Source organism: Lichenicoccus sp., from assembly GCF_965277665.1.
Classification (GTDB): domain Bacteria; phylum Pseudomonadota; class Alphaproteobacteria; order Acetobacterales; family Acetobacteraceae; genus Lichenicoccus.
The window spans coordinates 195,416-220,803 of record NZ_OZ255835.1; the positions used below are offsets into that span (position 1 = coordinate 195,416).

General features: G+C 69.4%; 23 protein-coding genes. 9 read left to right on the forward strand and 14 right to left on the reverse strand.

The window, feature by feature from the left end; translation table 11 throughout:
• Nucleotides 1–66 precede the first annotated feature (66 nt).
• Both ACQY4O_RS00910 and ACQY4O_RS00915 read left to right on the forward strand, forming a co-directional pair.
• A complete protein-coding gene (locus ACQY4O_RS00910; protein WP_428378061.1) occupies nucleotides 67–1,953 on the forward strand; it encodes a ribonucleoside-diphosphate reductase subunit alpha in 1,887 nt (628 codons plus the stop codon).
• Between the two features lie 42 nt (nucleotides 1,954–1,995).
• The gene (locus ACQY4O_RS00915; RefSeq protein WP_428374375.1) at nucleotides 1,996–3,156 is read left to right on the forward strand and encodes an AAA family ATPase; all 1,161 of its coding nucleotides are present in this window, start codon (nucleotides 1,996–1,998) and stop codon (nucleotides 3,154–3,156) included.
• 157 nt (nucleotides 3,157–3,313) lie between these two features.
• On the opposite strand, the gene ACQY4O_RS00920 is transcribed toward ACQY4O_RS00915, so the two are convergent.
• The gene (locus tag ACQY4O_RS00920; RefSeq protein ID WP_428374376.1) at nucleotides 3,314–4,453 is read right to left on the reverse strand and encodes a Gfo/Idh/MocA family protein; all 1,140 of its coding nucleotides are present in this window, start codon (nucleotides 4,451–4,453) and stop codon (nucleotides 3,314–3,316) included.
• Nucleotides 4,450–5,517 carry a sugar phosphate isomerase/epimerase family protein gene (locus ACQY4O_RS00925; RefSeq protein WP_428374377.1) on the reverse strand — a complete coding sequence of 356 codons (1,068 nt, stop codon included), beginning with the start codon at nucleotides 5,515–5,517 and terminating at the stop codon, nucleotides 4,450–4,452. Before ACQY4O_RS00925 ends, ACQY4O_RS00920 begins: the two co-directional genes overlap by 4 nt.
• Before the next feature lie 157 nt (nucleotides 5,518–5,674).
• On the opposite strand from ACQY4O_RS00925, the gene ACQY4O_RS00930 reads away from it, so the two are divergent.
• From ACQY4O_RS00930 to ACQY4O_RS00940, 3 genes are all read left to right on the forward strand, one after another.
• Entirely contained in the window at nucleotides 5,675–6,937 is a 1,263-nt protein-coding gene (locus ACQY4O_RS00930) for an MFS transporter (RefSeq protein ID WP_428378062.1), read from the forward strand.
• Nucleotides 6,938–7,014: 77 nt separating this feature from the next.
• Nucleotides 7,015–8,055 carry a ribonucleotide-diphosphate reductase subunit beta gene (locus ACQY4O_RS00935; RefSeq protein ID WP_428374378.1) on the forward strand — a complete coding sequence of 347 codons (1,041 nt, stop codon included), beginning with the start codon at nucleotides 7,015–7,017 and terminating at the stop codon, nucleotides 8,053–8,055.
• Nucleotides 8,056–8,321: 266 nt separating this feature from the next.
• Complete coding sequence (locus tag ACQY4O_RS00940) at nucleotides 8,322–8,732, forward strand: hypothetical protein (RefSeq protein ID WP_428374379.1); 411 nt, start codon at nucleotides 8,322–8,324, stop codon at nucleotides 8,730–8,732.
• A 226-nt stretch (nucleotides 8,733–8,958) separates the two neighbouring features.
• On the opposite strand, the gene ACQY4O_RS00945 is transcribed toward ACQY4O_RS00940, so the two are convergent.
• A complete protein-coding gene (locus ACQY4O_RS00945; RefSeq protein WP_428374380.1) occupies nucleotides 8,959–9,741 on the reverse strand; it encodes a tRNA1(Val) (adenine(37)-N6)-methyltransferase in 783 nt (260 codons plus the stop codon).
• A gap of 227 nt (nucleotides 9,742–9,968) precedes the next feature.
• Here ACQY4O_RS00945 and ACQY4O_RS00950 point away from each other — a divergent pair, with 227 nt between their 5' ends.
• Nucleotides 9,969–10,922: a polyprenyl synthetase family protein gene (locus ACQY4O_RS00950; RefSeq protein ID WP_428378063.1), complete on the forward strand. Its 954-nt coding sequence runs from the start codon at nucleotides 9,969–9,971 to the stop codon at nucleotides 10,920–10,922.
• Here the strand turns inward: ACQY4O_RS00950 and ACQY4O_RS00955 are convergent.
• Nucleotides 10,898–11,746: a glutamate racemase gene (locus tag ACQY4O_RS00955; protein ID WP_428374381.1), complete on the reverse strand. Its 849-nt coding sequence runs from the start codon at nucleotides 11,744–11,746 to the stop codon at nucleotides 10,898–10,900. The genes ACQY4O_RS00950 and ACQY4O_RS00955 overlap by 25 nt on opposite strands.
• A gap of 9 nt (nucleotides 11,747–11,755) precedes the next feature.
• A complete protein-coding gene (locus tag ACQY4O_RS00960) occupies nucleotides 11,756–12,490 on the reverse strand; it encodes an orotate phosphoribosyltransferase (RefSeq protein WP_428378064.1) in 735 nt (244 codons plus the stop codon).
• A gap of 155 nt (nucleotides 12,491–12,645) precedes the next feature.
• Between ACQY4O_RS00960 and ACQY4O_RS00965 the strand changes: the two genes are divergently transcribed.
• Nucleotides 12,646–13,596, forward strand: coding sequence for an ELM1/GtrOC1 family putative glycosyltransferase (locus ACQY4O_RS00965; protein ID WP_428374382.1), 951 nt, complete (start codon nucleotides 12,646–12,648; stop codon nucleotides 13,594–13,596).
• A 68-nt stretch (nucleotides 13,597–13,664) separates the two neighbouring features.
• Entirely contained in the window at nucleotides 13,665–13,925 is a 261-nt protein-coding gene (locus ACQY4O_RS00970; protein WP_428374383.1) for a hypothetical protein, read from the forward strand.
• A 342-nt stretch (nucleotides 13,926–14,267) separates the two neighbouring features.
• Here ACQY4O_RS00970 and gltA read toward each other — a convergent pair whose 3' ends face one another.
• The 7 genes from gltA to ACQY4O_RS01005 all read right to left on the reverse strand — a co-directional run bounded on the left by gltA (nucleotide 14,268) and on the right by ACQY4O_RS01005 (nucleotide 22,366).
• Nucleotides 14,268–15,575, reverse strand: a complete 1,308-nt coding sequence (gltA, locus tag ACQY4O_RS00975; RefSeq protein ID WP_428374384.1) for a citrate synthase — start codon at nucleotides 15,573–15,575, stop codon at nucleotides 14,268–14,270.
• 127 nt (nucleotides 15,576–15,702) lie between these two features.
• A complete protein-coding gene (locus tag ACQY4O_RS00980) occupies nucleotides 15,703–16,212 on the reverse strand; it encodes a SixA phosphatase family protein (protein WP_428374385.1) in 510 nt (169 codons plus the stop codon).
• Nucleotides 16,209–16,544, reverse strand: coding sequence for a chorismate mutase (locus ACQY4O_RS00985; protein ID WP_428374386.1), 336 nt, complete (start codon nucleotides 16,542–16,544; stop codon nucleotides 16,209–16,211). Before ACQY4O_RS00985 ends, ACQY4O_RS00980 begins: the two co-directional genes overlap by 4 nt.
• A gap of 246 nt (nucleotides 16,545–16,790) precedes the next feature.
• The gene (locus tag ACQY4O_RS00990; RefSeq protein WP_428374387.1) at nucleotides 16,791–17,492 is read right to left on the reverse strand and encodes a metallophosphoesterase; all 702 of its coding nucleotides are present in this window, start codon (nucleotides 17,490–17,492) and stop codon (nucleotides 16,791–16,793) included.
• Nucleotides 17,489–18,991: a cryptochrome/photolyase family protein gene (locus tag ACQY4O_RS00995; protein ID WP_428374388.1), complete on the reverse strand. Its 1,503-nt coding sequence runs from the start codon at nucleotides 18,989–18,991 to the stop codon at nucleotides 17,489–17,491. The genes ACQY4O_RS00990 and ACQY4O_RS00995 overlap by 4 nt, the downstream gene beginning before the upstream one ends.
• Before the next feature lie 46 nt (nucleotides 18,992–19,037).
• Nucleotides 19,038–19,760: a ligase-associated DNA damage response endonuclease PdeM gene (pdeM, locus tag ACQY4O_RS01000; RefSeq protein ID WP_428374389.1), complete on the reverse strand. Its 723-nt coding sequence runs from the start codon at nucleotides 19,758–19,760 to the stop codon at nucleotides 19,038–19,040.
• A complete protein-coding gene (locus ACQY4O_RS01005) occupies nucleotides 19,757–22,366 on the reverse strand; it encodes a ligase-associated DNA damage response DEXH box helicase (protein WP_428374390.1) in 2,610 nt (869 codons plus the stop codon). The genes pdeM and ACQY4O_RS01005 overlap by 4 nt, the downstream gene beginning before the upstream one ends.
• A gap of 141 nt (nucleotides 22,367–22,507) precedes the next feature.
• On the opposite strand from ACQY4O_RS01005, the gene ACQY4O_RS01010 reads away from it, so the two are divergent.
• Entirely contained in the window at nucleotides 22,508–22,975 is a 468-nt protein-coding gene (locus ACQY4O_RS01010; protein ID WP_428374391.1) for a hypothetical protein, read from the forward strand.
• A gap of 294 nt (nucleotides 22,976–23,269) precedes the next feature.
• Here ACQY4O_RS01010 and ACQY4O_RS01015 read toward each other — a convergent pair whose 3' ends face one another.
• Nucleotides 23,270–23,755, reverse strand: a complete 486-nt coding sequence (locus tag ACQY4O_RS01015; RefSeq protein WP_428374392.1) for a hypothetical protein — start codon at nucleotides 23,753–23,755, stop codon at nucleotides 23,270–23,272.
• A 60-nt stretch (nucleotides 23,756–23,815) separates the two neighbouring features.
• Entirely contained in the window at nucleotides 23,816–25,366 is a 1,551-nt protein-coding gene (locus tag ACQY4O_RS01020; protein WP_428374393.1) for a class I SAM-dependent methyltransferase, read from the reverse strand.
• Nucleotides 25,367–25,388: the final 22 nt, after the last annotated feature.

The following is a 25,388-nucleotide window of genomic DNA, read 5'->3' on the forward strand; positions in this document are numbered from 1 at the left end:
TCATTTCTGAGAGGGGTGTCGGTGGGCCTCACGGAGAAGCCGATGACCTTGCACGAAGCCGGGACCATGCCGGACACCCGCACCCTCGCGGCGGCCAATCCAGACATGCTGGTCGACGCCGTGCAGATGCCGGGCCGCCACCAGGTGCGGGTGGATCGCGCGCGGGATGCGCTGCTGACCGATTTCGGCCGGGCGACGCTGGACAACCGCTACCTGCTGCCCGGCGAGAGCTACCAGGACCTGTTCGCCCGCGTTGCGAGCTTCTACGGCGACGACCAGCCGCACGCTCAGCGCCTCTACGACTACATGTCGCGGCACTGGTTCATGCCGGCGACCCCGGTGCTGTCGAACGGCGGCACCACGCGGGGCCTGCCGATCTCGTGCTTCCTGAACGAGGCCAGCGACAGCCTCGAGGGCATCGTCGGGCTGTGGAACGAGAATGTCTGGCTGGCCTCGAAGGGCGGCGGCATCGGCTCCTATTGGGGCAACCTGCGCTCGATCGGCGAGAATGTCGGCCGCAACGGCAAGACCTCGGGCGTGATCCCGTTCATCCGGGTGATGGACAGCCTGACGCTGGCGATCTCGCAGGGCTCGCTGCGGCGCGGCTCGGCGGCGGTGTACCTGCCGGTCTGGCATCCCGAGATCGAGGAGTTCATCGAGATGCGCCGCCCGACCGGCGGCGACCCGAACCGCAAGGCGCTCAACCTGCATCACGGCGTGCTGATCCCGGACGGCTTCATGCGCGCGGTGGCGGCCGACGAGGAGTGGGCGCTGGTGTCGCCCAAGGATGGCGGGCACATCCGCCACGTGTCGGCGCGCAGCCTGTGGATACGCATCCTGACCGCGCGGATGGAGCAGGGCGAGCCGTACATCATCTATTCGGATCACGTGAACAATGCGCGCCCGGAGCACCACAAGCTCGCCGGCCTCGAGGTCAAGACCTCCAACCTGTGTTCCGAGATCACCCTGCCGACGGGGATAGACCAGCATGGCCAGCAGCGCACCGCGGTGTGCTGCCTGTCGTCGGTGAATTTCGAGACCTGGTTCGAGTGGAAGGACCATCCGCTGTTCGTCGAGGACGTGATGCGCTTCCTCGACAACGTGCTGCAGGATTTCATCGACCGCGCCCCGGACGAGATGGCGCGCGCCAAATACGCGGCCGCGCGCGAGCGTTCGGTCGGGCTCGGGGTGATGGGCTTCCACTCGTTCCTGCAGGCCAACAACATCCCGTTCGAGAGCGTGATCGCCAAGGTCTGGAACAAGCGCATGTTCCAGCATCTGCGCAGCCAGGCCGACGCGGCATCGCGCATGCTCGCCGAGGAGAAGGGCGCCTGCCCGGATGCCGCCGAGTACGGCGTGATGGAGCGGTTCTCGCACAAGATCGCCATCGCGCCCACCGCGTCGATCTCGATCATCACCGGCGCCACCAGTCCGGGCATCGAGCCGATCGCCGCCAACGTGTTCCTGCAGAAGACGCTGTCTGGTTCGTTCACCGTGCGCAACCGGCATCTGCAGAAGCTGCTGGCCCTGAAAGGCCAGGATCGCGACGAGGTCTGGTCGTCGATCACGCTGACCAAGGGCAGCGTGCAGCATCTGGACTTCCTGACCCAGCAGGAGAAGGACGTGTTCAAGACCGCCTTCGAGCTCGACCAGCGCTGGGTGATTGAGCATGCCGCGGATCGCACGCCCTACATCTGCCAGAGCCAGTCGGTGAACCTGTTCCTGCCGGCCGACATCCACAAGCGCGACCTGCACCAGATCCACATGCTGGCCTGGTCGCGCGGCCTGAAGTCGCTGTACTATTGCCGGTCGCTGTCGATCCAGCGCGCCGACACGGTCAGCGAGATGGCGGTCAAGACCGACATCCTGCAGAAGGAGGCAGCGCTGCCGCCGGTGGTCGCAGCGCCGCGGCCGTCGAGCACGGATTACGAGGAATGCCTGGCCTGCCAGTAGGGGTGGGGCGGGGGCCTGTTTAGAGACAAACCCGCCCCCGGGATGAGCCCGATCACGACACTCGGTATCTCGGGATACCGCTCGCTACGCGACGTACGGCTCGAGCTCGGACCGCTCACCGTCGTGACAGGGCCGAACGGCAGCGGCAAGTCCAGCCTCTATCGCGCCGTCCGACTGCTGGCCGACGTTGCACAGGGGCGTGTCATCCCGTCGCTCGCGCAGGAAGGTGGTCTGTCCTCGGCGCTCTGGGCCGGCCCGGAGACGTTCTCTCGCGCCATGCGGCAGGGCATCGAACCCGTCCATGGCACGATGCGCCGCAACCCGGTCAGCCTCCGGCTCGGCGTCTCGTCCGACGACCAGGGCTACGCGATCGATCTCGGCCTGCCGCCGCCGGTGCCTCCGTCCCGGTTCGACCGCGATCCGGAGATCAAGATGGAAAGCCTGTGGACCGGGCGGACATGGCGACGCGGCGCCGCGTTTGCCGAGCGCCACGGCCCGTCGGTCCAGATCCGCGACGGGCGCGGGGCATGGCGGGAGGCCGCGCAGGCGCTGGCGCCGTACGACAGCATGCTGACCCACTGCGCGAACAGCAGCGACGCCATCGAGCTGCTGCAGTTCCGCGAGAGCCTGCGCGCCTGGCGCTTCTACGATCATTTCCGGACCGACGCCGCGGCACCGGCCCGCCAACGCCAGGTCGGCACCAGGACGGCGGCACTCGCCTCCGACGGCGCCGACATCGCGGCGGCGATCGCCACGATCATGGAGGTGGGTGCGGACGCCGACCTCGCCGACGCGGTGGAAGACGCGTTTCCCGGCACGTCCATCGATGTGTCGGTCGGCCATGGGGCCTTCGAGATCGAGATCCGGCAGCACGGCCTGCTGCGACCGTTGCACACCGCCGAGCTGTCGGACGGGACGCTGCGCTACCTGCTGCTGATCGCAGCACTGCTGACGCCCCGGCCGCCGCCGTTGATGGTCTTCAACGAACCGGAGACCAGCCTGCACCCCGATCTGGTGCTGCCCCTCGCCCGTCTCCTGGTTCGTGCCGCCACGCGGTCGCAGATCCTGGTCATCTCGCATTCCCAGGATCTGGTGTCCGCGCTGGTCGAGGGCGACGCGGTGGCGGTTGCGCTGGCAAAGGAGCTGGGGGAAACGGTCGTCGCGGAGCAGGATGCTCCGGCCTGGATCTGGCCGTCTCGCTGAACCTCGCAAAACCAAGCGCAAGGGCTCCGCCCTTGACCCGCTGGGGCCCCGTCTTGGAGCAGTGGGGGCCCCAGACCTCATTCTTTCAAAAGAAGGGATTTCAAAGGCTTGCCTTTGATGGGGTGCAGGGGCAAAGCCCTTGCATCTTTGCTCGCGATCACTCCTCGATCGCCGTCCAGACCCCACCGGCCTGGCTGGATCGCAATGCCGCCATGATGAAGGCGACGCCGCGCACGCCGGCGTCGATGCCCGGCAGCAGGTCCAGTTCGCTCTCTGCCCGGCCGCTCTCGGCGTGCGCCCGGATGACCGCGGCCGCGTCGGTGTAGAGCTGGGCGAAGGCTTCCAGGTAGCCTTCGGGATGGCCGGCCGGCACGCGCGCGCCGGCAACCGGGGACAGGCCCTTCATGCCGAGGAACAGCGTGCGCGTGGCGTCGCCGAGCGGCGTGTGCAGCAACTGGTTCGGGGCCTGCTGCACCCAGGCCAGTGAGCCGCGTTCGCCATAGACGCGCGCGCGCAGGCCGTTGGGATCGCCGGGTGCCACCTGGCTGGCCCAGAGCATGCCGCGTGCGCCGCCCCTGAACCGCAGCAGCATGCCGGCATTGTCGTCGAGCACACGCCCCGGCACCATGCTGCTCAGCTCTGCCAGCAGGGTCTCGACCGCGAGGCCGCTGACGTAGCAGGCAAGGTGGTGGGCGTGCGTGCCGATATCGCCGGTGCAGCCGGTGGGACCGGATTTCGCCGGATCGAGCCGCCAGTCCGCCTGCTTGCTGCGCACCGGCTCGCTGAGCCAGTCCTGCGGATATTCGACCTGCACCAGCCGGATTTTCCCCAGCACGCCGCCGGCGACCATCGCGCGCGCTTCGCGCACCATCGGGTAGCCGGCATAGGTGTGCGTCACCACGAATGGCAACCCGGTCTGCTGCACCAGGCTGCGGAGCGCGCGTGCATCCTCGATCGTGGTGGTCAGCGGCTTGTCGCAGATCACGCCGATGCCGGCTCGCAGGAAGGCGCTGCAGATGACGTAGTGGCTGTCGTTCGGCGTCACCACGCTGACCACATCGATGCGATCGGCGCGAGCCCCCTCTGCCCGGGCCATCGTTTCGAAATCCGCATAGATGCGGTCTGCCGGCACATGCAGCGCCTCGCCGGAGCGGGCGCTGCGCTGCGGGTCGGAGGAAAAGGCGCCGGCGACCAGCTCGTACTGGTCGTCCATGCGGGCGGCGAGGCGGTGCACGGCGCCGATGAAGCTGCCTTCGCCGCCGCCGACCATGCCGAGACGCAAGCGGCGTGCGGTCATGGTGATGTCTCCGCAAGGCCAAGCATGCGGCGGTTGGCGGCAAGATCGGTGCCGCTGTCGGCAAAATCATCAAAGGCGCGGCCGGTGACCGGAATGATGTGGCGGCGGATGAAGTCCGCACCTTCGCGCGCGCCGACGTCCGGCGCTTTCAGGCAGCATTCCCATTCCAGCACCGCCCAGCCGTCGAAGTCGCAGGCGGCGAGCCTGGAGAAGATGGCGCCGAAATCGACCTGTCCGTCGCCGAGCGAGCGAAACCGCCCGGCGCGCTGCAGCCAGGGCTGGTAGCCGCCATACACACCCTGGCGCGGGCTCGGGTTGTACTCGGCATCCTTGGCGTGGAACATGCGTATGCGCTGGTGGTAGATGTCGATGAAGCCGAGATAGTCCATCACCTGCAGCACGAAGTGGCTCGGGTCGTACAGGATGTTGGCGCGCGGATGCTGCCCGACCGCATCGAGGAACATCTCGAAGGTGACGCCGTCATGCAGGTCCTCGGACGGATGCAGCTCGTAGCAGAGGTCGCAGCCGGCGGCGTCGAACGCATCCAGGATCGGCCGCCAGCGCCGGCCGAGCTCCTCGAAGCCGGTTTGCACCAGGCCCGGAGCGCGCTGCGGGAACGGATAGAGGTACGGCCAGAGCAGGGCGCCGGAGAAGGTCGCATGCGCGGTCAGGCCGAGCCGGCGGGAGGCGCGGGCGGCAAGGTGGAGCTGCTGCACCGCCCAGGCCTGCCGGGCGGCTGGATTGCCATGCACCTGCGGCGGGGCGAAGCCGTCGAGGCTGGCGTCGTAGGCCGGGTGTGCCGCGACCAGCTGCCCCTGCAGGTGGGTCGAGAGTTCGGTGAGGGCCACGCCCGCGTCGGAGAGCGTGCCGCGGACCTCGTCGCAATAGGTATCGCTATCGGCGGCGCGCCCCAGGTCGAACAGGCGGGCATCCCAGCTCGGCACCTGCACCCCGTCGAAGCCGCTGCCGCGGGCCCAGCGCGCGATGCCGGCAAGGCTGTCGAACGGCGCCTGGTCGCCGGCGAACTGGGCGAGGAAAAGTCCCGGACCCTTCAGGGTCTTCATGGTGTGCCTCCGCCCGCAGGCGATGCGGGTGCAGCAGTCCAACGCCGCCGCTCCGGATGGTCAAGTGCCAACTGGTATGCTTAGCCTACCTCCGGAGCCGGACGCAGATCCGGTTGATCCTGGTGATGACAAGCAGGGGAGAGCTGCCGTGGCCACGATGAATGAACCGGTGCGGGCGGTGCCTGTCCGGGTGGCGCAGAGCCAGGACCGCCGGTACCTGGTCTATCTGATCGCGATCGCGCTGGCCGGCTGGAGTCTCGCCTCCTACGACGTGAATTTGCTGGTGCTGGCGCTGCCCGACATCGCGCGCGACCTGCATATCTCCAGCACCGGCCTCGGCGTCCTGGGCTTCTTCGTGTTCGGCGCGCAGTTCATGATCACGATCTTCGCGGGCTACGCGATGGACCGGCTCGGCCGCCGGCGGGTCTGGATGTTCTGCCTGACCGGCACGGCTATCTTCACCGGCCTCACCTGCCTGGTGCAGGGCTTCTGGGAGCTGGTGCTGGTGCGGGCGCTGGCCGCGGGGCTCGCCTATTCGGAGCTTGCCGTGTCCATCACCATCGTCAACGAGCAGGTGCCGGCGCGCAATCGCGGCTTCCTGTATTCGATCGTGCAGGGCGGCTGGCCGCTGGGCGTGTTCCTGGCCTCCGGCGTGTATCTGGTGTTCGGCCAGTACGGCTGGCGCTTCGTGTTCCTGCTTGGCGTGCTGCCGGTGCTGGCGGTCATCCTCGGCCGGATCTTCATTCGCGAGTCCGAGCGTTTCGAGCATGCCCGCGGCACCACCGCCGATCCCGACCATGTGCCGGTCAGCGAGATGCTGATGTCGCCCGGACCGGTGCGCCGCCAGCTGGTCTGGCTTGCCTTCACCTGGGTGTTCTACGGCGCCAGCTACGTCGCCACCAATTTCTACATCACCTACTGGCTCACCCAGTACAAGGGCTTCACCTCGTCGCAGGCCAGCGAGCTGCTGCTCGCCTGCGGCGGCATCGGCTTCTTTTTCTACATCATCGGCGGCTGGCTCGGCGAGAAGCTCGGCCGACGCGAGGTGATCATCGTCTCCGGGATCCTGGTCGCCCCGCTCACTGTGCTGTTCCTGTACGTGCAGGACCATGTTGCCGTCGTGCTGGTGTATTTCCTGCTCTACCAGGCCACCAACGGCACCTGGTCGGGTGCCGGCTACGCCTATCAGGGCGAGAGTTTTCCGACACGGGTGCGCGGCACGGCGGTGGGCTTCCTGTCGGCGATGCAGGTCGCGGGCTTCGTGGTCGGCAGCATCCTGTGGACGGTGATGTCGCACTACGGCCAGCCGACGCTGACCTGGCTGGTCGTGGCGACGGCGGCCTCGCTTGGCATGTGGGCGACGCTGTGCCTGCGCCGCATTCCGCCCGGCCAGGAACTCGAGGCGACCGCCGGAGCGTGATCGCGGTCCGTTCAAGCCGGCGTGCGGAGGCGGGTCGAATCGTTGGAGGCGGCACGGGTCGCGGCCTAGGATGCGGCATGGACATTGCCGACAACCTCCCACTGAGCAACCCGCCTGCCTCCCAGCCGGAGCAGCGCTTCGACCTGCTAACTTCGAACCCGGTCTATAAACCGTTCCGCTATCCGTGGGCGTACGAGGCCTGGCTGACCCAGCAGCGCGTGCATTGGCTGCCCGAGGAGGTGCCGCTCGCCGACGACGTGAAGGACTGGCACCGCAGCCTGTCGGCCGGCGAGCAGAACCTGGTGACGCAGATCTTCCGCTTCTTCACGCAGTCCGACGTGGAAGTAAACAATTGTTACATGAAGCACTACAGCCAGGTGTTCAAGCCCACCGAGGTGCTGATGATGCTGTCGGCGTTCTCCAACATCGAGACCATCCATATCGCGGCGTACAGCCACCTGCTCGACACCATCGGCATGCCGGAGCTCGAATACTCGGCCTTCCTCAAATACAAGCAGATGAAGGACAAGTACGACTACATGCAGAGCTTCACGGTCTCGTCCAAGCACGAGATCGCCAAGACGCTGGCGGCCTTCGGCGCCTTCACCGAGGGGCTGCAGCTGTTCGCCTCGTTCGCGATCCTGCTGAACTTCCCGCGGTTCAACAAGCTCAAGGGCATGGGCCAGATCGTCTCCTGGTCGGTGCGCGACGAGACGCTGCACTGCCTGTCGGTGATCCGGCTGTTCCGCGTCTTCATCCAGGAGAACCCGGAGATATGGACCGACGCGTTGCGCGCCGAGTTGACCCAGGTCTGCGCCACCATCGTCGAGCACGAGGATGCCTTCATCGACCTCGCCTTCGAGCTGGGCTCGGTCGAGGGGCTCGAGGCGCAGCAGGTCAAGACCTACATCCGCTTCATCGCCGACCGCCGGCTGACCCAGCTCGGGCTGGATCCGCTCTATCACATCGAGAGCAACCCGCTGCCCTGGCTCGACGACATGCTGAACGCGGTCGAGCATGCGAACTTCTTCGAGAACCGCTCGACCGAATACAGCCGTGCCTCCACCGCCGGCACCTGGGAAGAGGCGTTCGAGAGCAGCGTCTTCGCAGGCGCCTGATCCTGCAGACACGGCTCCGGGGGTTGGCCGCGGTCGGACCAGAGCGTCCGCCTGGAGCGCCTTGACGTTGCTGGTCATTGCGGGTTCGAGCCTAATAAGGTGAGACCCGGTGGCGGTTTTCCTGCATCACATCGAAAAAAAGTGCTATCACGGAAGCGAGAGCAATTTCTTTATTCAAGTTTAATGATTATATACCGTCCAGCCCGCTAGCGACGGGTGATCTGGCCACGCAACAGCGCGAGACGAGGCGCACTATGCAGACGGACATGCGGGCTTCTGAAGCCCTTGCTCTTGCCGAGATCATGAACGGATTGCCGGCGGCGGTCACCCGCACCCTCGGCGTCCACGCCGGAGCGGCGCCCCGGCAGAGCCGGCGCCTGCCGGAGCGCATCCTGGTCGCGGCGCACCAGGCCTGCGACCTCGGTGATCTCGACATCGCGCTGCAGCTGCTTTCGATCCTGGAGACGGTGATCGGCCAGCGCAGCGCCGTGATGGATCCCGGGCGGCGCCGCGTCATGGAAAGCCTGATCGCCGCCCATCAGCGGCTCTGGCATCTTCGCCATGCCGAGGCAGCCGGCGAGGACGTCGCCACCCGCGCCAAGCAGCCGCTGCACCCGCACGGCCTGCATGAGAGCCCGGAGCCGGCGGACTTCACCTTCGATACCGGCCGCTACTGAGAGGCTGTTTGCAAATGCCTGTTGCTGGCGATCCGACGCGTCTTTCCTGTGCTCCGCTGCTCACGGCCAGACGGCCGCTGCGCTGCGGTGCTCGGAAAGCCACGCCGGCCGCGGTCCTGCGGACCGCTCTCATCCAGCATCAGGCATTTTCAAACAGCCTCCAAGGCGCTGAAAGACTGGGGCTTTAAGAGACTGGGGCTTTAAGAGACTGGGGCTTCCAGGCGGCTTACAGGTCCAGTGGTGCCCCGTCCCGCAGGACCCGTTCGGCGTCTGGCGTATAGCCGCCATCGTCGCGGTGCAGGATCAGGCCCGGCAGGATGGCGGCGGCGGCGCGTGACCCCCGGCGCCCGCGCAGCAGCACGATCTTTGCCGGGCGGCCGGCCTTGGGCCAGAACGGCATCAGGGTCAGACCGCCGATCATCCCGGACCGGTGCAGCGCAGCGCAGGCCTGGGCATGCAGCGACGCCGGCAGGATCAGGCTGAGCGTCCCCCCCGGAACCAGCATCGACGACAACAGCTCGGTCCACTCCGTCAGCAGGCCACGATCCGCCCGCCGTGCCAGGTCGCGCCGAGGCACCAACGAGGCGGTGGCGTCCGCGCGATGCCAGGGCGGGTTGGCCAGGATGTGGTCGAAGCTGCCGCGTCGCGGCTGTCTTGGGTCAGGCCCGACCGGCAGCGCATCCGCCGCCGGTCCAGGCCCCGGCAAGGCGGGCAGGATCGCCTGGTGCAGCCGCGCGTCGAGCCCGTTCAGCGCCAGGTTGCAGCGCGCCAGCGCGAGCGTCTCCGGGTCCGCCTCGATGCCGTGCGCCGCCAGCGCCGGGACCCGGTGGCACAGGCAGAGCAGGGCGGCTCCTGCGCCGCAGCCCGCGTCGAGGATCCTCTCGCCGGCCCGCGCCGGGATCGCGGCCGCCAGCAGCACCGGCTCGATCCCGGTCCGGTAGCCGGTGCGGAATTGCCGGTAGGTCAGCCGTCCGCCGAGCAGGGCGTCTTCGGACGTTGCCTGCCTCATGCCGCCCGCCGCCGGGGGGCCATCGGCTTGACCACCCCACCGCCGCCGCTCATATGTGCCACGCGCTCCCTGCCGGCGAGGAGGCAGCAGAAGGGGGAGGATCGTGCTTGCGTCTTGCCGCCAACCTCGCTGCCGCTCCGGCTGTCAGGCCTGCTGACATCCTGCCGGATAGCCCCAGCACCGGCCAGGATGCGCTGCGCGACCTGTCCCACCTGCTTGCCGACGACATGGCGGCCTGCAACCGCACCATCGTGGCGCGCATGGACAGCCCGGTCGCGCTGATCCCGCAGCTGGCCGCCCATCTGGTAGCCGCCGGCGGCAAGCGGCTGCGTCCGTTGCTGACGCTGGCCGCGGCGCGGCTGTGCGGCTATGAGAAGGACCCCGCGAGTGCCACCGCGCGTCATGTGGCACTCGCCGCGTGCGTCGAATTCATCCACACCGCCACCCTGCTGCACGACGACGTCGTCGACGAGAGCCTGCTCCGTCGCGGCCTGGCCAGTGCCAACGCCGTGTTCGGCAACAAGGCCTCGGTGCTGGTCGGCGACTTCCTGTTCGCGCGCGCGTTCCAGTTGATGACCGAGGACGGCTCGCTGCGGGTGATGGCGATCCTGTCCGCCGCCTCGGCCACCATCGCCGAGGGCGAGGTGCTGCAGATGGCGACGCAGAACGACCTCTCGACCCCGATGGACCGCTACCTCGACGTGATCCACGGCAAGACCGCGGCGTTGTTCGCCGCCGCCTGCCAGGTCGGCGCGGTGGTGGCCGGGCGGCCGGAACGCGAGGAGCTGGCGCTGGAGGCCTATGGCGACAATCTCGGCATGGCCTTCCAGCTGGTCGATGACGCGCTCGACTACGCCGCCGACCAGGCCGAACTCGGCAAGACCGTCGGCGATGATTTTCGCGAGGGCAAGATCACGCTGCCGGTGCTCGCCGCCTATGGCGCCGGCGATGAGACGGAACGGGCCTTCTGGCGTCGGGTCATCGAGCTTAGCCGCCAGGACCACACCGATCTCGACCACGCCATGGCCCTGATCGCGCGGCGCGGCGCCATCGAGACCACGCTGGAGCGCGCGCGCCACTACGCCACAGCGGCGCGCGATGCGCTGTGCGTGTTCCCCGAGAGCCGGCTGCGCCGGCTGATGGGCGACATCGCCCTCTACACCGTCAGCCGCGGGCGGTAGCCTTCCGGCGCTGCCGGCAGGTCGCTGACCTCCAGCAACGAGAAGCCGCCGTAGCCGAACTCGCCGATGCGGCGAAGCAGCCGCTCCGGATCGCCTGGTGGCGCGGTGAACAGCGCGCGGCCGCCACCAGCCGCGACCGCGGCCGCGACATCGCGTTCCGCCAGCACCTCTGCGGTTCGCCTGGCGACCGCCTCCGCCGGGTCCAGCCAGAGTATGCCGGGTGGCGATCCGGCGCGCAGCGCGTCCAGCAGGAAGCTGTAGTGGGTGCAGCCAATGCAGACGACATCCACCAGCGCTCCGCCCGGTTGCTCGAACAGTGCATCGAGTTCGCGCCGGATTGCGTCGCGCGGCACGGGCGCGCCACGGAACGCCGCTTCGGCAAGATCGGCGAGGCCCCGCGCGCCGTGCGCCACCAGCGTGCAGTCCGGCGCGAAGCGGGCCGCGAGGTCGCGCAGATAGGGCCGCCGGACCGTGGCCGCCGTCGCCAGCAATCCGATGTGCCGGGTGCGGCTCAGCGAGGCCGCCCACTTGATCGGCGGCACGGTGCCGACGAACGGCACCGCGAAGCGCTGCCGCAGGGAGGCTAGCGCCACCGTGCTGGCGGTGTTGCAGGCGATCACGACAGCGTCGGGGGCCATCTCGGCGATGGCCGTGCCGATCACCTGCTCGATGCGCGCCAGCAACGCCGCGTCGGGCACCTCGCCGTAGGGATAGACCGCGTTGTCGGACAGCATGGTGACGGTTGCAAGCGGCAGGCGAGTGCGCAGGGCGCCCACGATTCCGTAGCCGCCGATGCCGGAGTCGAAAGCGAGCAGGCTCGCCATCGCCGAGGATCAGCCCTCGGCGTCCCTGGCCGCCTTGCGCGCCATGGCCTCCTCCGCCGAGCCGACGCCGCCATGCCGGGCCGACCAGGCACAGGGGTCGTCGAGGAAGCGGCGCACCTCGGAGGCGGCGCCCTCCGAAAAATACGGCCGCCCGGCGCAGGCCTCGAGCACATCCCACCAGGTGCACAGCGAATGCAGCGCGATGTCCATGTCGGCGAGCGTGCGATGCGCGCCCGGGAAGACGCCGTAGAAGAACACCACGAAGGCGTGGTTGACGATGGCGCCGGCATCGCGCAGCGCCGTGGCGAACTTGATCTTCGAGGCCCCGTCGGTGGTCAGGTCCTCGACCAGCAGCGTGCGCTTTCCCTCCGGAACGTCGCCCTCGATCAGCGCGTTGCGCCCGAAGCCCTTGGGCTTCTTCCTGACATAGGCCATCGGAGCGAGCATGCGATCGGCGATCCAGGCTGCGAACGGAATACCCGCGGTCTCGCCGCCGGCGACCACGTCGATGCTCTCGTAGCCGACATGGCGGCCGATCTTCTCGACCCCGAGCTCGACGATCTTGGCGCGGGCGCGCGGAAAGAAGATGATGCGCCGGCAATCGATATAGACAGGCGACCTCCAGCCGGAGGTCAGCGTGTAGGGCTCCTCGGGACGGAAGTTGACCGCCTTGATTTCCAGCAGCAGCCGCGCCGTCGTCAGGGCCGCATCGCGGTCCCAGTCGGTGGAATTCCCCGCCGCCATGTCGGTGCCGGATTCCGGACCAGCCGCCTTGCTTGCCATCTCGCCATCCCTCATCTGTTCGGGCAGCGATAGCTGCATGACACCAGGAAATCCATCATGCTCACGGCCAAGCCGGGATCTGAACGCCCGGATCTGCTAGCCCGGATCTGCAGGCAATGAGCCTGGCCCTGCTGCCGCAGCCGCCGGTCTGGGTGCTGGATGATCCGGGTTCGGCCGTCGCCGGACAGGCGAGCGCCATCGCGGGAAGGCTCGGCATGCCGTTCCGCCGCCTGAACGCGACCCCGGGTCAGCCGCACCGGCCGGGCGGACCGGGCCCCGGCCTGGTGATCTCGGCCGGTCGGCGTGCCGGCCTGCGCGCCCTGCTGCTGCGCTCGCGGCACGCCTGCCGGGTGGTGCATTGCAGCCCGACGCGGCTGTCCGCCATGCTGTCCTATGACCTCGTCGTGCTGCCGCAGCAGGCCTGCCGCCCTGCCGAGATCCGCGAGGCGGGCCGCCTGGTGCCGGTCCTCGGCCCTCCGCACGTGGTGTCCCCGGCGCTGCTCGGACGGGCCCGCGAACTCTGGACCGAGCGGCTGTCGCACATGCCGCATCCAAGGCTGCTGCTGATCTTCGGCAGCGCCGACGGCAAGCTCGCGCTGCAGGTTGGCCGCCATGTCGCAAGCCTCGCCCGGGAGCGCGGCGGCTGCGTGCTGGTCTCGGTGCTGGCACCGGGCCTGGTGGCCGCGGACGCACTCTCGGCGGCCCTGTCCAATTGCCTGCACCTGCTCTACCGCGCCGGCGAGCCCGGCGAGAACCCGACGCTGGGCTTCCTGAGCCACGCTGATGCGGTGGTGACCGTGCGCGTCGGTGCGCTCACCCTGTCGGAGGCCTGCGCCGGTCAGGCACCGGTATTCGCGGCGCACGCGGATGGCGAGACGGGGGCGGCCGGGCGTTTCCTTGCGGATCTGCAGGCGGCCGGGCAGGTGCGCCCGCTGCAACACGACCTGTCGCGCTGGTCGCGGCAGCCGCTCGACGAGGCCGGCCGGATCGCCCTGATGATCCAGTCGCGCTTTGGCCACGCCCGGCCGACCATCGTGGCGGTGCCGCAGACCATTCTGAAGTCGTGATCAGCAGCGAGCCGGTATGGCTTGCGCGGCCTGGACCGTAACGTCTAGCCTGTGCCGCATTGTTGAGAATGATTTGCAGAAAGGGGTCGCCTGTGGTCATCAAGACGAGCCAGATCGCTCGCAATTGTGAACGCGCCGTTGTGACGGCTTATCGCGAGTTGCGCGGCTGCGGCACGGCTGACCTGCGCGCCTTCCGGTCCTGCACCACGCTGTATCGCATCCACCATCCGGAAGCCTCGATCGACGAGGCGCGGCGGCTGGTCTCCGAGTGGATCGACCATCATGTGGTGAGGGAAGACAACGGCCCCACCAGAGGCTGCGACTGCTGAGCCGGCTCGATAACGCACTACGGCGGTCATCCGACGCGGCCGTCTGCGCTTCCGGTGCTCACGGCCAAACGGCCGCTCCGCTCCGGTTCTCGACGGCCACGCCGGGCGGCGCCAGGGGCGCCTCTGACTCGCCGTAGCACGTTCTCGAACCGGCTCCCCCGAACCATTTGGATGACGTTAGAGGCTGTTTGAAAACGCCTGATGCTGGATGAGAGCGGGCCATAGGCCCGCGGCCGGCGTGGCTTTCCGAGCACCGGAGCGGAGCGGCCTCCTTGGCCGTGAGCACAGGAGCGCAGGAGAGGCGCGTCGGATCGCCAGCAGCAGGCGTTTGCAAGCAGCCTCTCAGCCGCGCTGGTGTAGGGGGACAAAGTCTCGCTGCCTGGAGCCGGTGTAAATCTGGCGGGGGCGGCCGATGCGCTGGCCGGGTTCCTCGATCATCTCCTTCCACTGGCTGATCCAGCCGACCGTGCGGGCGACGGCGAACAGCACGGTGAACATGCTGGTCGGGATGCCCATCGCCTTGAGAATGATGCCCGAATAGAAATCGACGTTCGGATACAGCTTGCGGCTGACGAAATACTCGTCCTCGATGGCGATCTTCTCGAGCTCGACGGCGAGTTCAAGCAGCGGCTCATCCTTGATGCCGAGTTCGCCCAGCACTTCGTGGCAGGTCGCCTGCATGATCTTCGCGCGCGGGTCGAAGTTCTTATAGACCCGGTGGCCGAAGCCCATCAGCTTCACGCCGCTGGTCTTGTCCTTCACGCGGCGGATGAAGTCCGGGATGTGGTCCTTGCTGCCGATCTCGTTCAGCATCTTCAGCACCGCCTCGTTGGCGCCGCCATGCGAGGGGCCCCAGAGCGAGGCGATGCCGGCGGCGATACAGGCGAACGGGTTGGCGCCGGTCGAGCCGGCCAGGCGCACCGTGCTGGTCGAGGCGTTCTGCTCGTGGTCGGCGTGCAGGATCAGGATGCGGTCCATCGCGCGCGCCAGCACCGGACTCACCTTGTACGGCTCGCTCGGCATTGCGAACATCATGTGCAGGAAGTTCTCGGCATAGCCGAGATCGTTGCGCGGATAGACGAACGGCATGCCCTGGGCATACTTGAACGCCCAGCCGGCAATCGTCGGCATCTTGGCGATCAGGCGCAGCGCCGAGAGCTCGCGGTGCGCCGGGTCGTTGATATCCAGGCTGTCATGGTAGAACGCCGACAGCGCGCCGACCACGCCGCAGATGATCGCCATCGGGTGCGCGTCACGCCTAAAGCCGTTGTAGAAATGCCGGAGCTGCTCGTGCAGCAGCGTGTGGTTGGTGATCTGGGCCACGAAATCCCGGCTCTGGACCGCGTCCGGCAGCTCGCCATGCAGCAGCAGGTAGCCGACCTCCAGGAACGTCGACTGCTCGGCGAGCTGGGCGATCGGATACCCGCGATGCAGCAGCACGCCCTCGTCACCGTCGATGTAGGTGATCTTGCTCTCGCACGCGGCCGTGCCGCCATAGCCCGGATCGTAGGTGAAGATGCCGAGGTCGGCGTGCAGCTTGCGTATGTCCGCGACCGCCGGCCCCAGGGAGCCGCTCAGCAACGGTAGCTTGGCGGATTGTCCGGTCTCGTCGAGGCTGATCGTGACCGAGGAAGTTGCTGTCCCGCTCATGCAATGTTCCTGTCCTGACCGGACCCGTCGGCCGTTGGTTGAAGGATCTGGGGGTAAAGGATCTGGGGGTTCAAATGATCCTGGCAGATTTATGGTCAAGCGTGTGGTATGGCAACACGTGCCCGGCTCACGGTACAAGCAGGTCGCTCAGGCGGGCATGACGCGCCTGCAGGTCCGTCCAGGCGCCATCGATGTCGAACAGCGCCAGCATGCAGGTGACGAAGCCGCCCCGCAACGCGGCAGCCTCGCCGGACAGCCGGAAGGCCAGCTCGTGCAGGCCCGGATTGTGCCCGACCAGCAGCATGCTGTCGGCCTCCGTCGGTGTCTCGCGCAGCGCGTCGAGCAGGCTCGCTGGGTCTGCAAGATAGAGCCGGTCGGAATACACCACCACCGTCTCACCCGCGGGCGGCTGCAGGCCAAGCCGGGTGAAGGTCTGGCGCGCCCGCGTCGCGGTGCTGACCAGGGCCCGCTGCGGCTGCAGCCGGCGTTCGCGCAGCAGCCGGCCCATCGACGCCGCCTCGGAGATGCCGCGATCGGCGAGGGGGCGCGGATGGTCCCAGTCATCCGGCGCGCCGGGTGCTGCCGCCAGCGCCTTGGCGTGGCGCAGCAGCAGCAGCCTGCGCCGGGCGGCGGTCATGCCTCCCGCCTGGTCCGCCCGGCAGTCCGGGGCGACGCATCGAGCGCTGCCGCCTCGTGATGGCGGATCACCTCGCGGATGACGAAGGCAAGGAACTTCTCGGCAAAATCCGGATCGAGGCGGGCCTGCTGCGCGAGCTGCCGCAGCCGGGCCACCTGGGTCGCCTCGCGGGCCGGGTCGGCGGGCGGCATCGCCTGCCGCGCCTTCAGCTCGCCGACCTCCTTAGTACAGCGGAACCGCTCGGCGAGCATATGGATCAGCGCCGCGTCGATATTGTCGATGCTGTTGCGCAGTGCCTGCAGCTGAGCAAGGCCGGCCGCCTGGTCGTCCAAAGCCGCTCCTATTGCATCGAGGGAACAAGCCGGAACGGGCCCGGCAGCCAAGTGTGTAGGATCGCGTATGCAGCGACAAGTGAGCCTGCGGAGCCCGCCTGAGAATGCCCTACGCTGAGTGAGAGGCGCCAACGGCGCCGGCCGTCGCGTCTTCCGAGAACCGGAGCGGAGCGGCCTTGATGGCCGTGAGCACCGGAAGCGCAGGAAGGCGCGACGGATCGCCAGCGTAGGGCATTCTCAGGCGGGCTAAAGGTCGATCCAGGCTAGGTGGCCGCCCTTGCCCGCACCCGTATCGGTGAAGATCGCGGTGCCGCCGTTGCGGCCATGCTTGATCCAGGGCCGGCCATCCGGGCTGCGTCGGTCGTGGCCGCAATAGACGGTGAACCCGCGCGGGATGTGGTCGACCCAGCTCAGCCGCCGTTCCGGATAGCCATCCTCCTGCATCCGGCCGGTGGTCTCGCCGAACAGCGCGCGCGACAGCAGGTGCGAGACCGCTTCGAGCCCGGGCGGCGGGTCCTGCTCCAGCATGCCGGTATGGAAGCCGCCATGCACGAAGGCGCGCTGGCCCAGCACCATCCAGGCCGGCGCCCGGCCGATCTCGGCCAGTGCGCGCGTTTGCAGCGTCTCGTCGAGCTGCGCCAGGGTCGCCTCCAGCGGCGGGTCCGGCCGCATCCGCCGGCCGCCCAGGGCGCGTCCCAGCTTGCGGTCGTGGTTGCCCAGGATGAACATGCCCCGGCCCTCGTCGATCAGGCGGAACATGATGCGCAGCGTGCCGGCGCTGTCCGGGCCGTGATCGACCAGGTCGCCGAGCTGGATGATGAAGCGGTCGGTCGCGACCGCATGGGTGAAGGCGCGGGTGTCGCCGTGCACGTCGCCGACCACGCGCAGCTTGCGCCCGCCGAGATCGGGAAGGACCGGATCGGGCGGAACTGGGCCGGACCCGCTCATGAGGCGGCACGGACCTCGTTGCGGAAGGCGCTGAGCGCACGGTCGCGGCCGGCCTCGAGCGAGATCACCGGCTTCGGATAGTCTTGGCCGAGCCTGATGCCGGCGCGGTCCAGCTCGGCCGCCGGCGCCTCCCATGGGGCATGCAGCCAGCGCGGCGCGAGGTTGCCCAGTTCCGGCACCCAGCGCCGGACATAGGTCCCCTCGGGATCGAACTTCCGGCCCTGGGTGACCGGGTTGAAGATCCTGAAGAATGGCTGGCTGTCGGTGCCGGTGCCTGCGACCCACTGCCAGCTGGCGCTGTTGGTGGCGAGGTCGCCATCGACCAGCGTGTCCCAGAACCAGGCCTCGCCCTCCTGCCAGGACACCAGCAGGTGCTTCGTCAGCAGGGAGGCGGTGATCATCCGCACGCGGTTGTGCATCCAGCCGATATGCCAGAGCTGCCGCATGCCGGCATCGACAATCGGCACGCCGGTCAGCCCGCGCTGCCAGGCCTGCAGCCCGCGCGGATCGCGCCGCCAGCGCAGCCGGGCATAGGCCGCGCGCAGGGGCTCATCGGGCATCGCCGGATTGTTGTGCAGCAGGTAGGCGGCAAATTCGTGCCAGAGGATCTCGTTCTGGAACGTCTCGAAGCCGGACCTTGCGCCCCCGGCATCGGGCTTGCGGCCAGGTGCGGCCGCATGCGCCGCGCGCGCGGCGTGCCAGACCTGCACCGGCGACAGCTCGCCCCAGCGCAGGTGCGGCGACAGCATCGAGGTGCCGCGCTCGTCGCCGGGGATGTCACGGCTGCTGCCGTATCCCTCCAGGTGGTCAGCCAGGAAGCGTCGCATGCGGTCGTGCGCGCCGGCCTCCCCGGGCGTCCAGGTGTCGCGTAGGCCGCCCGCCCAGTCGGGGCGCGTCGGCGGCAGGTGCCACTGCTCCAGCCGGTCGGAGGCAAAGGCGCCGCGGGGCGCCTGCAGCCGCGTCACCGTCGGCAAGGGTGGGTCCGGGTCCGGCAGGCTGCGGCAGGTGCGCGCGAACGGCGTGTACACGCCGTAGATCTTGCCGGACTGGGTGCGGATCGCGTCGAGATCGAACAGGGTCGAGACGCGATGCGACCTCAACGCGATGGCGCGCCGTGCGAGCGCCTGCTCCACCCTGCGGTCCAGCTCCTGCAGCGCGGGCTCGTGCGACCGCCCGCAATGCACGCTGGCAGCGCCGGCCTGCTCGGCCAGGGCCGGGATGATAGTCGCCGCGTCGCCTTCGCGCAGCACCAGGGTTCCGCCCGCCTTGCGGATCGCCTCGGAGAGCGCCGCCAGGCTGTGGTGCAGCCACCATAGCGCGGCCCCCCCGACCGCCCAGGCCCCGCCGGCGCTGCGGTCGAGCACGAACACCGCGAGCACGCGTGCCGCCTCGCGCCGCGCCTCGGTCAGCGGCCGGTGGTCGGAGAGCCGGAGGTCGTTGCGGAACCAGACGATGGCGGCGGTGTCGTCAGCGGCGGGGTCTGCGCGCCTCGCTGTCATCGTTTCGCCACGTGGCATCCGGCACTTCCTGATCTCGACGGTGAGGTCAACAGTTGAGACGGGCGTCGGTTCTGGCCTCCCGGGGCCCCGGTGGTGTGCCGCCCAGGGCGAAACTGAACAAGCGTTTCGAGCCGAGCAGGAAGGCGCGGCCGCCGCGCGGGAACAGCCGGGCGATCGGGGCGCTGGCGACGTCGAGGCCGCCGGTGTAGGCGCCGAAGGCGGGCAGGATCATCCGCCGGCTGTCGGCCACGAAGCAGGGCCGGGAGACGGCGCCGCCGCGCGTCGCGATGGATGCCTTGGGATGGTGATGGCCGCAGAGTTCCGCTTCCCCGGACGCCAGGCCGTCGAGCGCCTGGTGGCGGAAGCGCAGCGGACCGAGTGCCCAATCCTGCGCGCTTTCGCCCGGCAGGCCATCCGGCGGCTCCGGGTCGTGGTTGCCCAGCACCCAGACCAGCCGGGCGAGGCTGCCCAGCCGGCGCACCCGCTCGGCATCCGTGGCCGCCAGCCGGCGCGACGCACGCCGGTCGTGGAAGCTGTCGCCGAGTGCGACCACGATCTCCGGGCGCCAGTGCTTAACGCGCAGCAGCAGCCGGTCGAGCGTGATGCCCGTGTCCCAGGGTGGCAGCAGCGCGCCGCGTCCGGCGGCCGCCGTGCCCTTCTCCAGATGCAGGTCGGCGACGACGAGGAGCTTCGCCGACGGCCAGTACAGCACGCCCGCCGGATCGAGCATCAGCCGCTCGCCGGCCAGATGCAGAGGGGCAGCGTTCACGAGCGCTCCGCGCTCCGCGCCGGTCGGCCTGCGCCACTCCGGTAGGGCCGGGGCCGGCGTCCCCCCTTCTGGGAGAGGGGTTGGCGGGTCAGCCGCCGCAAGTCCTGCGCATGGCCGGGTGCGATACGCATCTCCTCCGTCGAGGGCTCGGCCTGCCCGGTCGCCTCCGCGATCAGCGCCTCGGTTTCCGCCAGCAGGCTGTCCTCGGCATCCTCGTCGCGCACATGCTCGCGGCCGATATCGAGCATCACCGGCACCGCCAGCGGCGACACCCGGTCCAGCCGCATCACCCGCACCCGGCCCTCGACGCGCGCCAGCAGGTCGCCCAGCCGGCCGATATCGGTCAACCCGCCGGCCGCCTCCTGGCGGGTCGCGCGCAGCAGCACATGGTCGGGCTGGTGCCGGCGCAGCACATCGTAGATCAGGTCGGTATTCACCGTGACCTGGCGGCGGCTGGCACTCACGCCCGGATGCTGCCGCTCGATCAGGCCGGCGACGACGGCCACATTCCGAAACGTCCGGCGCAGCATCGAGCTCTCCGCCATCCAGGCCTCCAGGTCGTCGCCCAGCATCTCCTGGGCGAACAGCGCGCCGATATCGGCGGGCGGCGCTTCGGCGCACCAGATCGCGATGGCATAGTCGCTGGCGACGAAGCCGAGCGGCGCGGCACCCGCACGCGCCAGCCGGCGGGTCAGCAGCATGCCGAGCGTCTGGTGCGCGAGCCGCCCCTCGAAGCAGTACGCCACCAGGAACATCCGCCCGTGGCGAGGGAAGATCTCCACCAGCAGGTCGTCCGGCCCCGGCAGCACCGAATGCGCGAGCTGCAGGCGCAGCCATTCCTGCACCGGCTCGGGATACAGCCGCCTCGCGTCCGGGTCGTGCAGCATGCGCCGCACCCGCGCTGCCAGGCCGGAAGTCAGCGGGTTCCTCGAGCCGGCCCAGGTCGGCACCAGCGGATCGACGCTGCCGCCCTCGGCGACCTCCACATTGACCTCGCGCAGCCGCAGGAAGCGCAGCTTGCGGCCGGCGAACATGAACGCGTCGCCTGCGCGCAGATGGCTGGCGAAGCTCTCCTCGATCTCGCCCAGCACCAGGCCGCGCGGGCCGCCGAGCCGCACCTTCAGCACCGGCGCCTCCACGATGGTGCCGGCATTCATGCGCGCCTGCCGCGCCACGCGCTCGCCACGGATGTGCACCATCCCCTCGGCGTCACGGAACAGCTTGCGGTAGCGGTCGTAGGCGGCGAGCGCGTAGCCGCCATCCGCGACGAAGCCGAGCACGTCGTCGAAGTCGCGTCGCGACAGGCCGGCATAGGGTTGCGCCAGCCGCACCTCGTCGTACATCGGCTCGATCGCGAACGGCCCCGAGGCCGCCATCAGCAGCAGGTGCTGCGCCAGCACGTCGAGGCCGCCCGGCACCGGCGGGTCGCCATCCAGCTCGCCGGCGGCGACGCCCTGGATCGCCGCCTCGCACTCCAGCACCTCGAAGCGGTTCGCCGGCACCAGCAGGGCGACGGAGCTCTCGTCCATGCGGTGGTTGGCGCGGCCGACCCGCTGCAGCAGGCGCGACACCCCCTTCGGGGCGCCGACCTGGATCACCTGGTCGATGCCGCCCCAGTCGATGCCGAGATCGAGCGACGAGGTGGCGATGACCGCGCGCAGGCCGTCCTTCGTCCCCCCGTCCTTCGTCCCCCCGTCCTTCGTGCCGATCCCACGCGCCATCGCCGCCTCGACCCGGCGGCGCTGGTTGATGTCGAGCGAGCCGTGATGCAGCGCGATCGGCAGGGTCGCCTCGTTGATGCGCCAGATCGCCTGGAACAGCAGCTCGGCCTGGGCGCGGGTGTTGACGAACACGATGGTCATGCCGGCCTGGCCGATCCGCTCGAGGATCGCGGACGCCCCGGCGAGCCCCATCCGGCCGGACCATGGCACCCGCTCCTGCGGCAGCATCAGGCCGATCCGGGGTGCCGCACCCGCCGCGGCCTCGATCAACCGGGCCGGGCGGTCGAGCCCGACATAGCGACGCAGCAGGTCGGGATCGGCCACGGTGGCGGACAAGCCGATGCGCCGCGCCGCCGGTGCGAGCTTCGACAGCCGGGCCAGGCACAGCGCCAGCTGGTCGCCGCGCTTGGTGCCGGCGAGCGCGTGCGCCTCGTCGATCACGATCCGTCGGAGGCCGGCGAAAAAGCCCGCTGCATCATGCCGCGACAGCAGCAGCGCCAGGCTTTCCGGCGTGGTCAGCAGGATCTGCGGCGGCCGCTCGCGCTGCCGCGCGCGGCGGTCTGCGGGGGTGTCGCCGGTGCGGGTCTCGATGCCGATGCCGAGCCCCATCTCGCTGGCGGGCACGATGAGGTTGCGGGCGATGTCGGTGGCCAGCGCCTTCAGTGGACTGACATAGAGGGTGTGCAACCCATCGCAGGCGGTCCCGGCGAGGGCGACGAGGCTGGGCAGGAACCCGGCGAGCGTCTTGCCGCCGCCGGTCGGCGCGATCAGCAGCACATCCTGGCCCTGTGCTGCCGCGTCCAGCACGGCAAGCTGATGGTCCCGTGGCGCCCATCCGCGCCGGGCGAACCAGGCCTCGAAGGCAGTCGGAAGGAGCGCGTTCATACTCTGTTCACAATAGCCCGCAGCGTGGGCTCCGCAAGGCGCTGTGCTACGCGACAGAGGAACAAGAGCGCCTGGGCTTTAATTTGCGGATGCGAAGCCGGACATCGCCTGACACTATCTCGATCGTCAGATAGAGGGCGGATGATGCGGATCAGAGGACTGCTTGCGGCTACCCTTCTTCTCGCCGGATGCGCCGCCGAACCGGGACCGGGCGCGCAGCTGCAGGGAGGGGAGCGCGACCTGTTCAACCCGAATGCGGACCGGGCGAATGGCCACCATTTTGTGATCCCGTTCGCGGTCGCCGCCAACACGCGCAGCCAGATCAACAGCTGGTTCAGCCTGCATGCCGACTGCAGCCTGCATCAGTACTGGACGGTCCAGCTGCTGACGCTGCCGCAGCACGGCACCGCGAGCATCGAAAAGGGCCGCTTCTATCCGAACTATGCGCCCCAGAACCAGCGCGCCGCCTGCAACCTGCATCCACAGGATGGTGTGTCGGCCTCCTATCAGCCGCAGCCCGGCTATGTCGGTCCGGACCTGCTGACCATCCAGGTGATCACCCCGACTGGCCAGTCCTGGACCACCGACTTCCAGCTCTCGGTCAAGTAGCTGCTCTAGCAGGCTGCTGAAAAAGCAACGTCAGGGCGCTGCCCTGGTCCCGCTGGGGCCGAAGGCCCCGGACCCCGATTCTAAAAATACAGGGATTTCAAAGGCTAGCCTTTGATGGGGTCCAGGGGCGAAGCCCTTGGCCTGCTTTGGTTTCATAGCGACTGCATCGTTCTCGGGTTTTTCAGCACCCTGCTAGAGCCTGATCCGATCGATCAGGCTCAGCTTGTCGCTTGAGAGAGCAGCTTTATCCGATACTTGGCATCGCGAAGCGATTCCAATTGATCGGATGCTGCTCTAGCCGTGCAGCCGCTGTAGCTCCATCATGTTGAGGGTCTCGGCGTCGTAGGCCTGTCCGGCGGGACGCTGCGGGAACGGCTGCACCTGGGCGAGCGCCGTGTCCATGTCGGCAGCCGGGCCGCTGACCCCCGGCGTGGCCGCCGCTGCCTTGCCATGTCCGAGATGCAGCAGGTGCAGGGCCGCATTCACCGCCATGCGGGCCGGGTCGATACCGGTGATCTCCTCGGCCGCCGTGACCGCGACGCCGACCGGGCCGCCGAGGGCGAAGCTGGTGCCGATCGAGGCCACGAAGCGCAGCGTCGCGTTGCCCTGGTCGCCGGTCACCGCCCGGTAGATCGTGCCGACGACCGGGATGTATTGCAGCGGGTTGAGGTCGGACAGGATTTCGTGGAACAGGCCGCCATGGCCGGCCCCGGCGGCCGGCGCCGGGCGCGCGCCCGCCTGTTGCACCCCCGCCTGCTGGACCGTTCCGGTGGGTGCCATGTCCGCCATCCGGGCATCCTGCGCCCGGAGCATCACCCAAGGGTTAACGCGCGGCGGTTCTCAGGGTGCGCCGTGGATGAGCTGGTCCCGGCGCACCACCGGCAGGATGCGCGCCGGCATGTCGGCTTCCGGCAGCAGGCGGGCCAGTTCGTTGTACAGCGAGGCCGACAGCCGCCGCAGCGACTGCAGCAGCAGCGGATGGCTGGCCAACGCCGGATCGTCGAGCGGCCCGGAGTCCGGCGCCGGCTGCAGGTCCGGTACCTGCCCGGTGCCGGCCCCTGCCGCGTGGCGCTCGACCAGCAGGTCGAACCGGGCGTCCTGCGCATACGGCGTGGCCAGGAGCATCGTCGAGCAGCCCTGCGCCGCGCAGAGCGCGGCGATTGCCGCCGGATCGGAGCCGCCGGCGCCGCGCGGTACTTGATAAGGGAGCGGTATGTTATGGAAGAATTCGGGACCCGAGGCCGGCCGGTCCGCCACGACCTGCAGGGCCACCAGCCGGCGCACCTCGCGCACCAGCATGGAGTCGACGGCGCTGGCGATCAGGCGGTGCGCGGCGATGTCGGCGGCAAGGCGCGCGTCCGGCTGCGCCCGCAACAGGACCCGGCCGGGCCGTCCGGCGGCCAGCCACCCGCGCAGCGCCTCGACGCTGTCGAGCGATGCGGCCGGCAGCGATACCGCCTGCGCCGACGCCGGCTTGCCGAGCACGACGTCGCAGCGGTAGCGCATCATCTCCAGGGCGTCGTCGCCCGGCTTGAGACGAACCGCCACGCTGGCCCCGCAGGCGCTTGCGAAGCGATGGAAGAAGGCCGGGTCCAGGGCCAGGTCGGACTGCGCGAGCCAGGTGGCGTGGATCGACTGGCGCAGCGCGTGCACCGGCGTACCGCCCGGCGCCCGTGCCAGTGTGCTGGCCGCGACCAGGGTGGATTGCAGCCCGAGCAGCCGGACGTCGCCCACGACCAGGTGGCCGCCGGGCGCCACGTCGCGCCAGGCGGCGTCCAGGACGGTGCGCAGGTAGTCCGCATCGGGGAAGTGCTGCGCGACCGCGTTGATCACCACCAGGTCGAAGCCGGCCGCGGCACCGCCGCCTTCGTGCGCCGGCTGGCGCCGGGTGCGCACGTGCCGCAGGTCGTCCCGGGTCGCGAGCCAGGCCCGGAGCTGCGACACCGCCACCGCCGAGACGTCGGAGGCCTCGTAAACGCGGCAATGCGTGGCCAGTTCGCGCACCAGCAGACCGGTGCCGCAGCCGATCTCGCGCACCCGCGCGTGCGGCAGGGCGAGCAGCCGGGACGCGATCGCGTCGAGCCACACGCGCATGGCGCCGTCCGAAGGCGGCCGCCCGGTGAAGCTGTCGGCCCAGCCGTCGAGGCCCGGCTGCGGCGCCCGTTGCGGCACCCGGTCGGCGAGGTCATGGGTGCTCTGCCAGCCGAGCAGCGAACGGCTCGCCGCCACCGAGGCGTGCCGGGTCTGCGCCTCGAGCCAGCGCGGATCGGGCAGCACGCGGACGCTGTGCCGGTGCCCGGAGGTCTCGATGCTGGCCGCCCCGGCGACACGCGGATCGTCCATCAGCAGGTCGGCCGTGCTGGCATGACCCGGTTGGGTGAATAGGCTCATCGCGGCCTCTCGACCTTGATCG

Excerpts from the sequence above, each read along its gene's own strand:
- ACQY4O_RS00910 (WP_428378061.1), top strand. The coding sequence starts at position 67 with ATGCCGGACACCCGCACCCTCGCGGCGGCCAATCCAGACATGCTGGTC.
- ACQY4O_RS00915 (WP_428374375.1), top strand. The coding sequence starts at position 1,996 with ATGAGCCCGATCACGACACTCGGTATCTCGGGATACCGCTCGCTACGC.
- ACQY4O_RS00920 (WP_428374376.1), bottom strand. The coding sequence starts at position 4,453 with ATGACCGCACGCCGCTTGCGTCTCGGCATGGTCGGCGGCGGCGAAGGC.
- ACQY4O_RS00925 (WP_428374377.1), bottom strand. The coding sequence starts at position 5,517 with ATGAAGACCCTGAAGGGTCCGGGACTTTTCCTCGCCCAGTTCGCCGGC.
- ACQY4O_RS00930 (WP_428378062.1), top strand. The coding sequence starts at position 5,675 with ATGAATGAACCGGTGCGGGCGGTGCCTGTCCGGGTGGCGCAGAGCCAG.
- ACQY4O_RS00935 (WP_428374378.1), top strand. The coding sequence starts at position 7,015 with ATGGACATTGCCGACAACCTCCCACTGAGCAACCCGCCTGCCTCCCAG.
- ACQY4O_RS00940 (WP_428374379.1), top strand. The coding sequence starts at position 8,322 with ATGCGGGCTTCTGAAGCCCTTGCTCTTGCCGAGATCATGAACGGATTG.
- ACQY4O_RS00945 (WP_428374380.1), bottom strand. The coding sequence starts at position 9,741 with ATGAGGCAGGCAACGTCCGAAGACGCCCTGCTCGGCGGACGGCTGACC.
- ACQY4O_RS00950 (WP_428378063.1), top strand. The coding sequence starts at position 9,969 with ATGGCGGCCTGCAACCGCACCATCGTGGCGCGCATGGACAGCCCGGTC.
- ACQY4O_RS00955 (WP_428374381.1), bottom strand. The coding sequence starts at position 11,746 with ATGGCGAGCCTGCTCGCTTTCGACTCCGGCATCGGCGGCTACGGAATC.
- ACQY4O_RS00960 (WP_428378064.1), bottom strand. The coding sequence starts at position 12,490 with ATGGCGGCGGGGAATTCCACCGACTGGGACCGCGATGCGGCCCTGACG.
- ACQY4O_RS00965 (WP_428374382.1), top strand. The coding sequence starts at position 12,646 with ATGAGCCTGGCCCTGCTGCCGCAGCCGCCGGTCTGGGTGCTGGATGAT.
- ACQY4O_RS00970 (WP_428374383.1), top strand. The coding sequence starts at position 13,665 with ATGATTTGCAGAAAGGGGTCGCCTGTGGTCATCAAGACGAGCCAGATC.
- gltA (WP_428374384.1), bottom strand. The coding sequence starts at position 15,575 with ATGAGCGGGACAGCAACTTCCTCGGTCACGATCAGCCTCGACGAGACC.
- ACQY4O_RS00980 (WP_428374385.1), bottom strand. The coding sequence starts at position 16,212 with ATGACCGCCGCCCGGCGCAGGCTGCTGCTGCTGCGCCACGCCAAGGCG.
- ACQY4O_RS00990 (WP_428374387.1), bottom strand. The coding sequence starts at position 17,492 with ATGAGCGGGTCCGGCCCAGTTCCGCCCGATCCGGTCCTTCCCGATCTC.
- ACQY4O_RS00995 (WP_428374388.1), bottom strand. The coding sequence starts at position 18,991 with ATGACAGCGAGGCGCGCAGACCCCGCCGCTGACGACACCGCCGCCATC.
- ACQY4O_RS01005 (WP_428374390.1), bottom strand. The coding sequence starts at position 22,366 with ATGAACGCGCTCCTTCCGACTGCCTTCGAGGCCTGGTTCGCCCGGCGC.
- ACQY4O_RS01010 (WP_428374391.1), top strand. The coding sequence starts at position 22,508 with ATGATGCGGATCAGAGGACTGCTTGCGGCTACCCTTCTTCTCGCCGGA.
- ACQY4O_RS01015 (WP_428374392.1), bottom strand. The coding sequence starts at position 23,755 with ATGGCACCCACCGGAACGGTCCAGCAGGCGGGGGTGCAACAGGCGGGC.
- ACQY4O_RS01020 (WP_428374393.1), bottom strand. The coding sequence starts at position 25,366 with ATGAGCCTATTCACCCAACCGGGTCATGCCAGCACGGCCGACCTGCTG.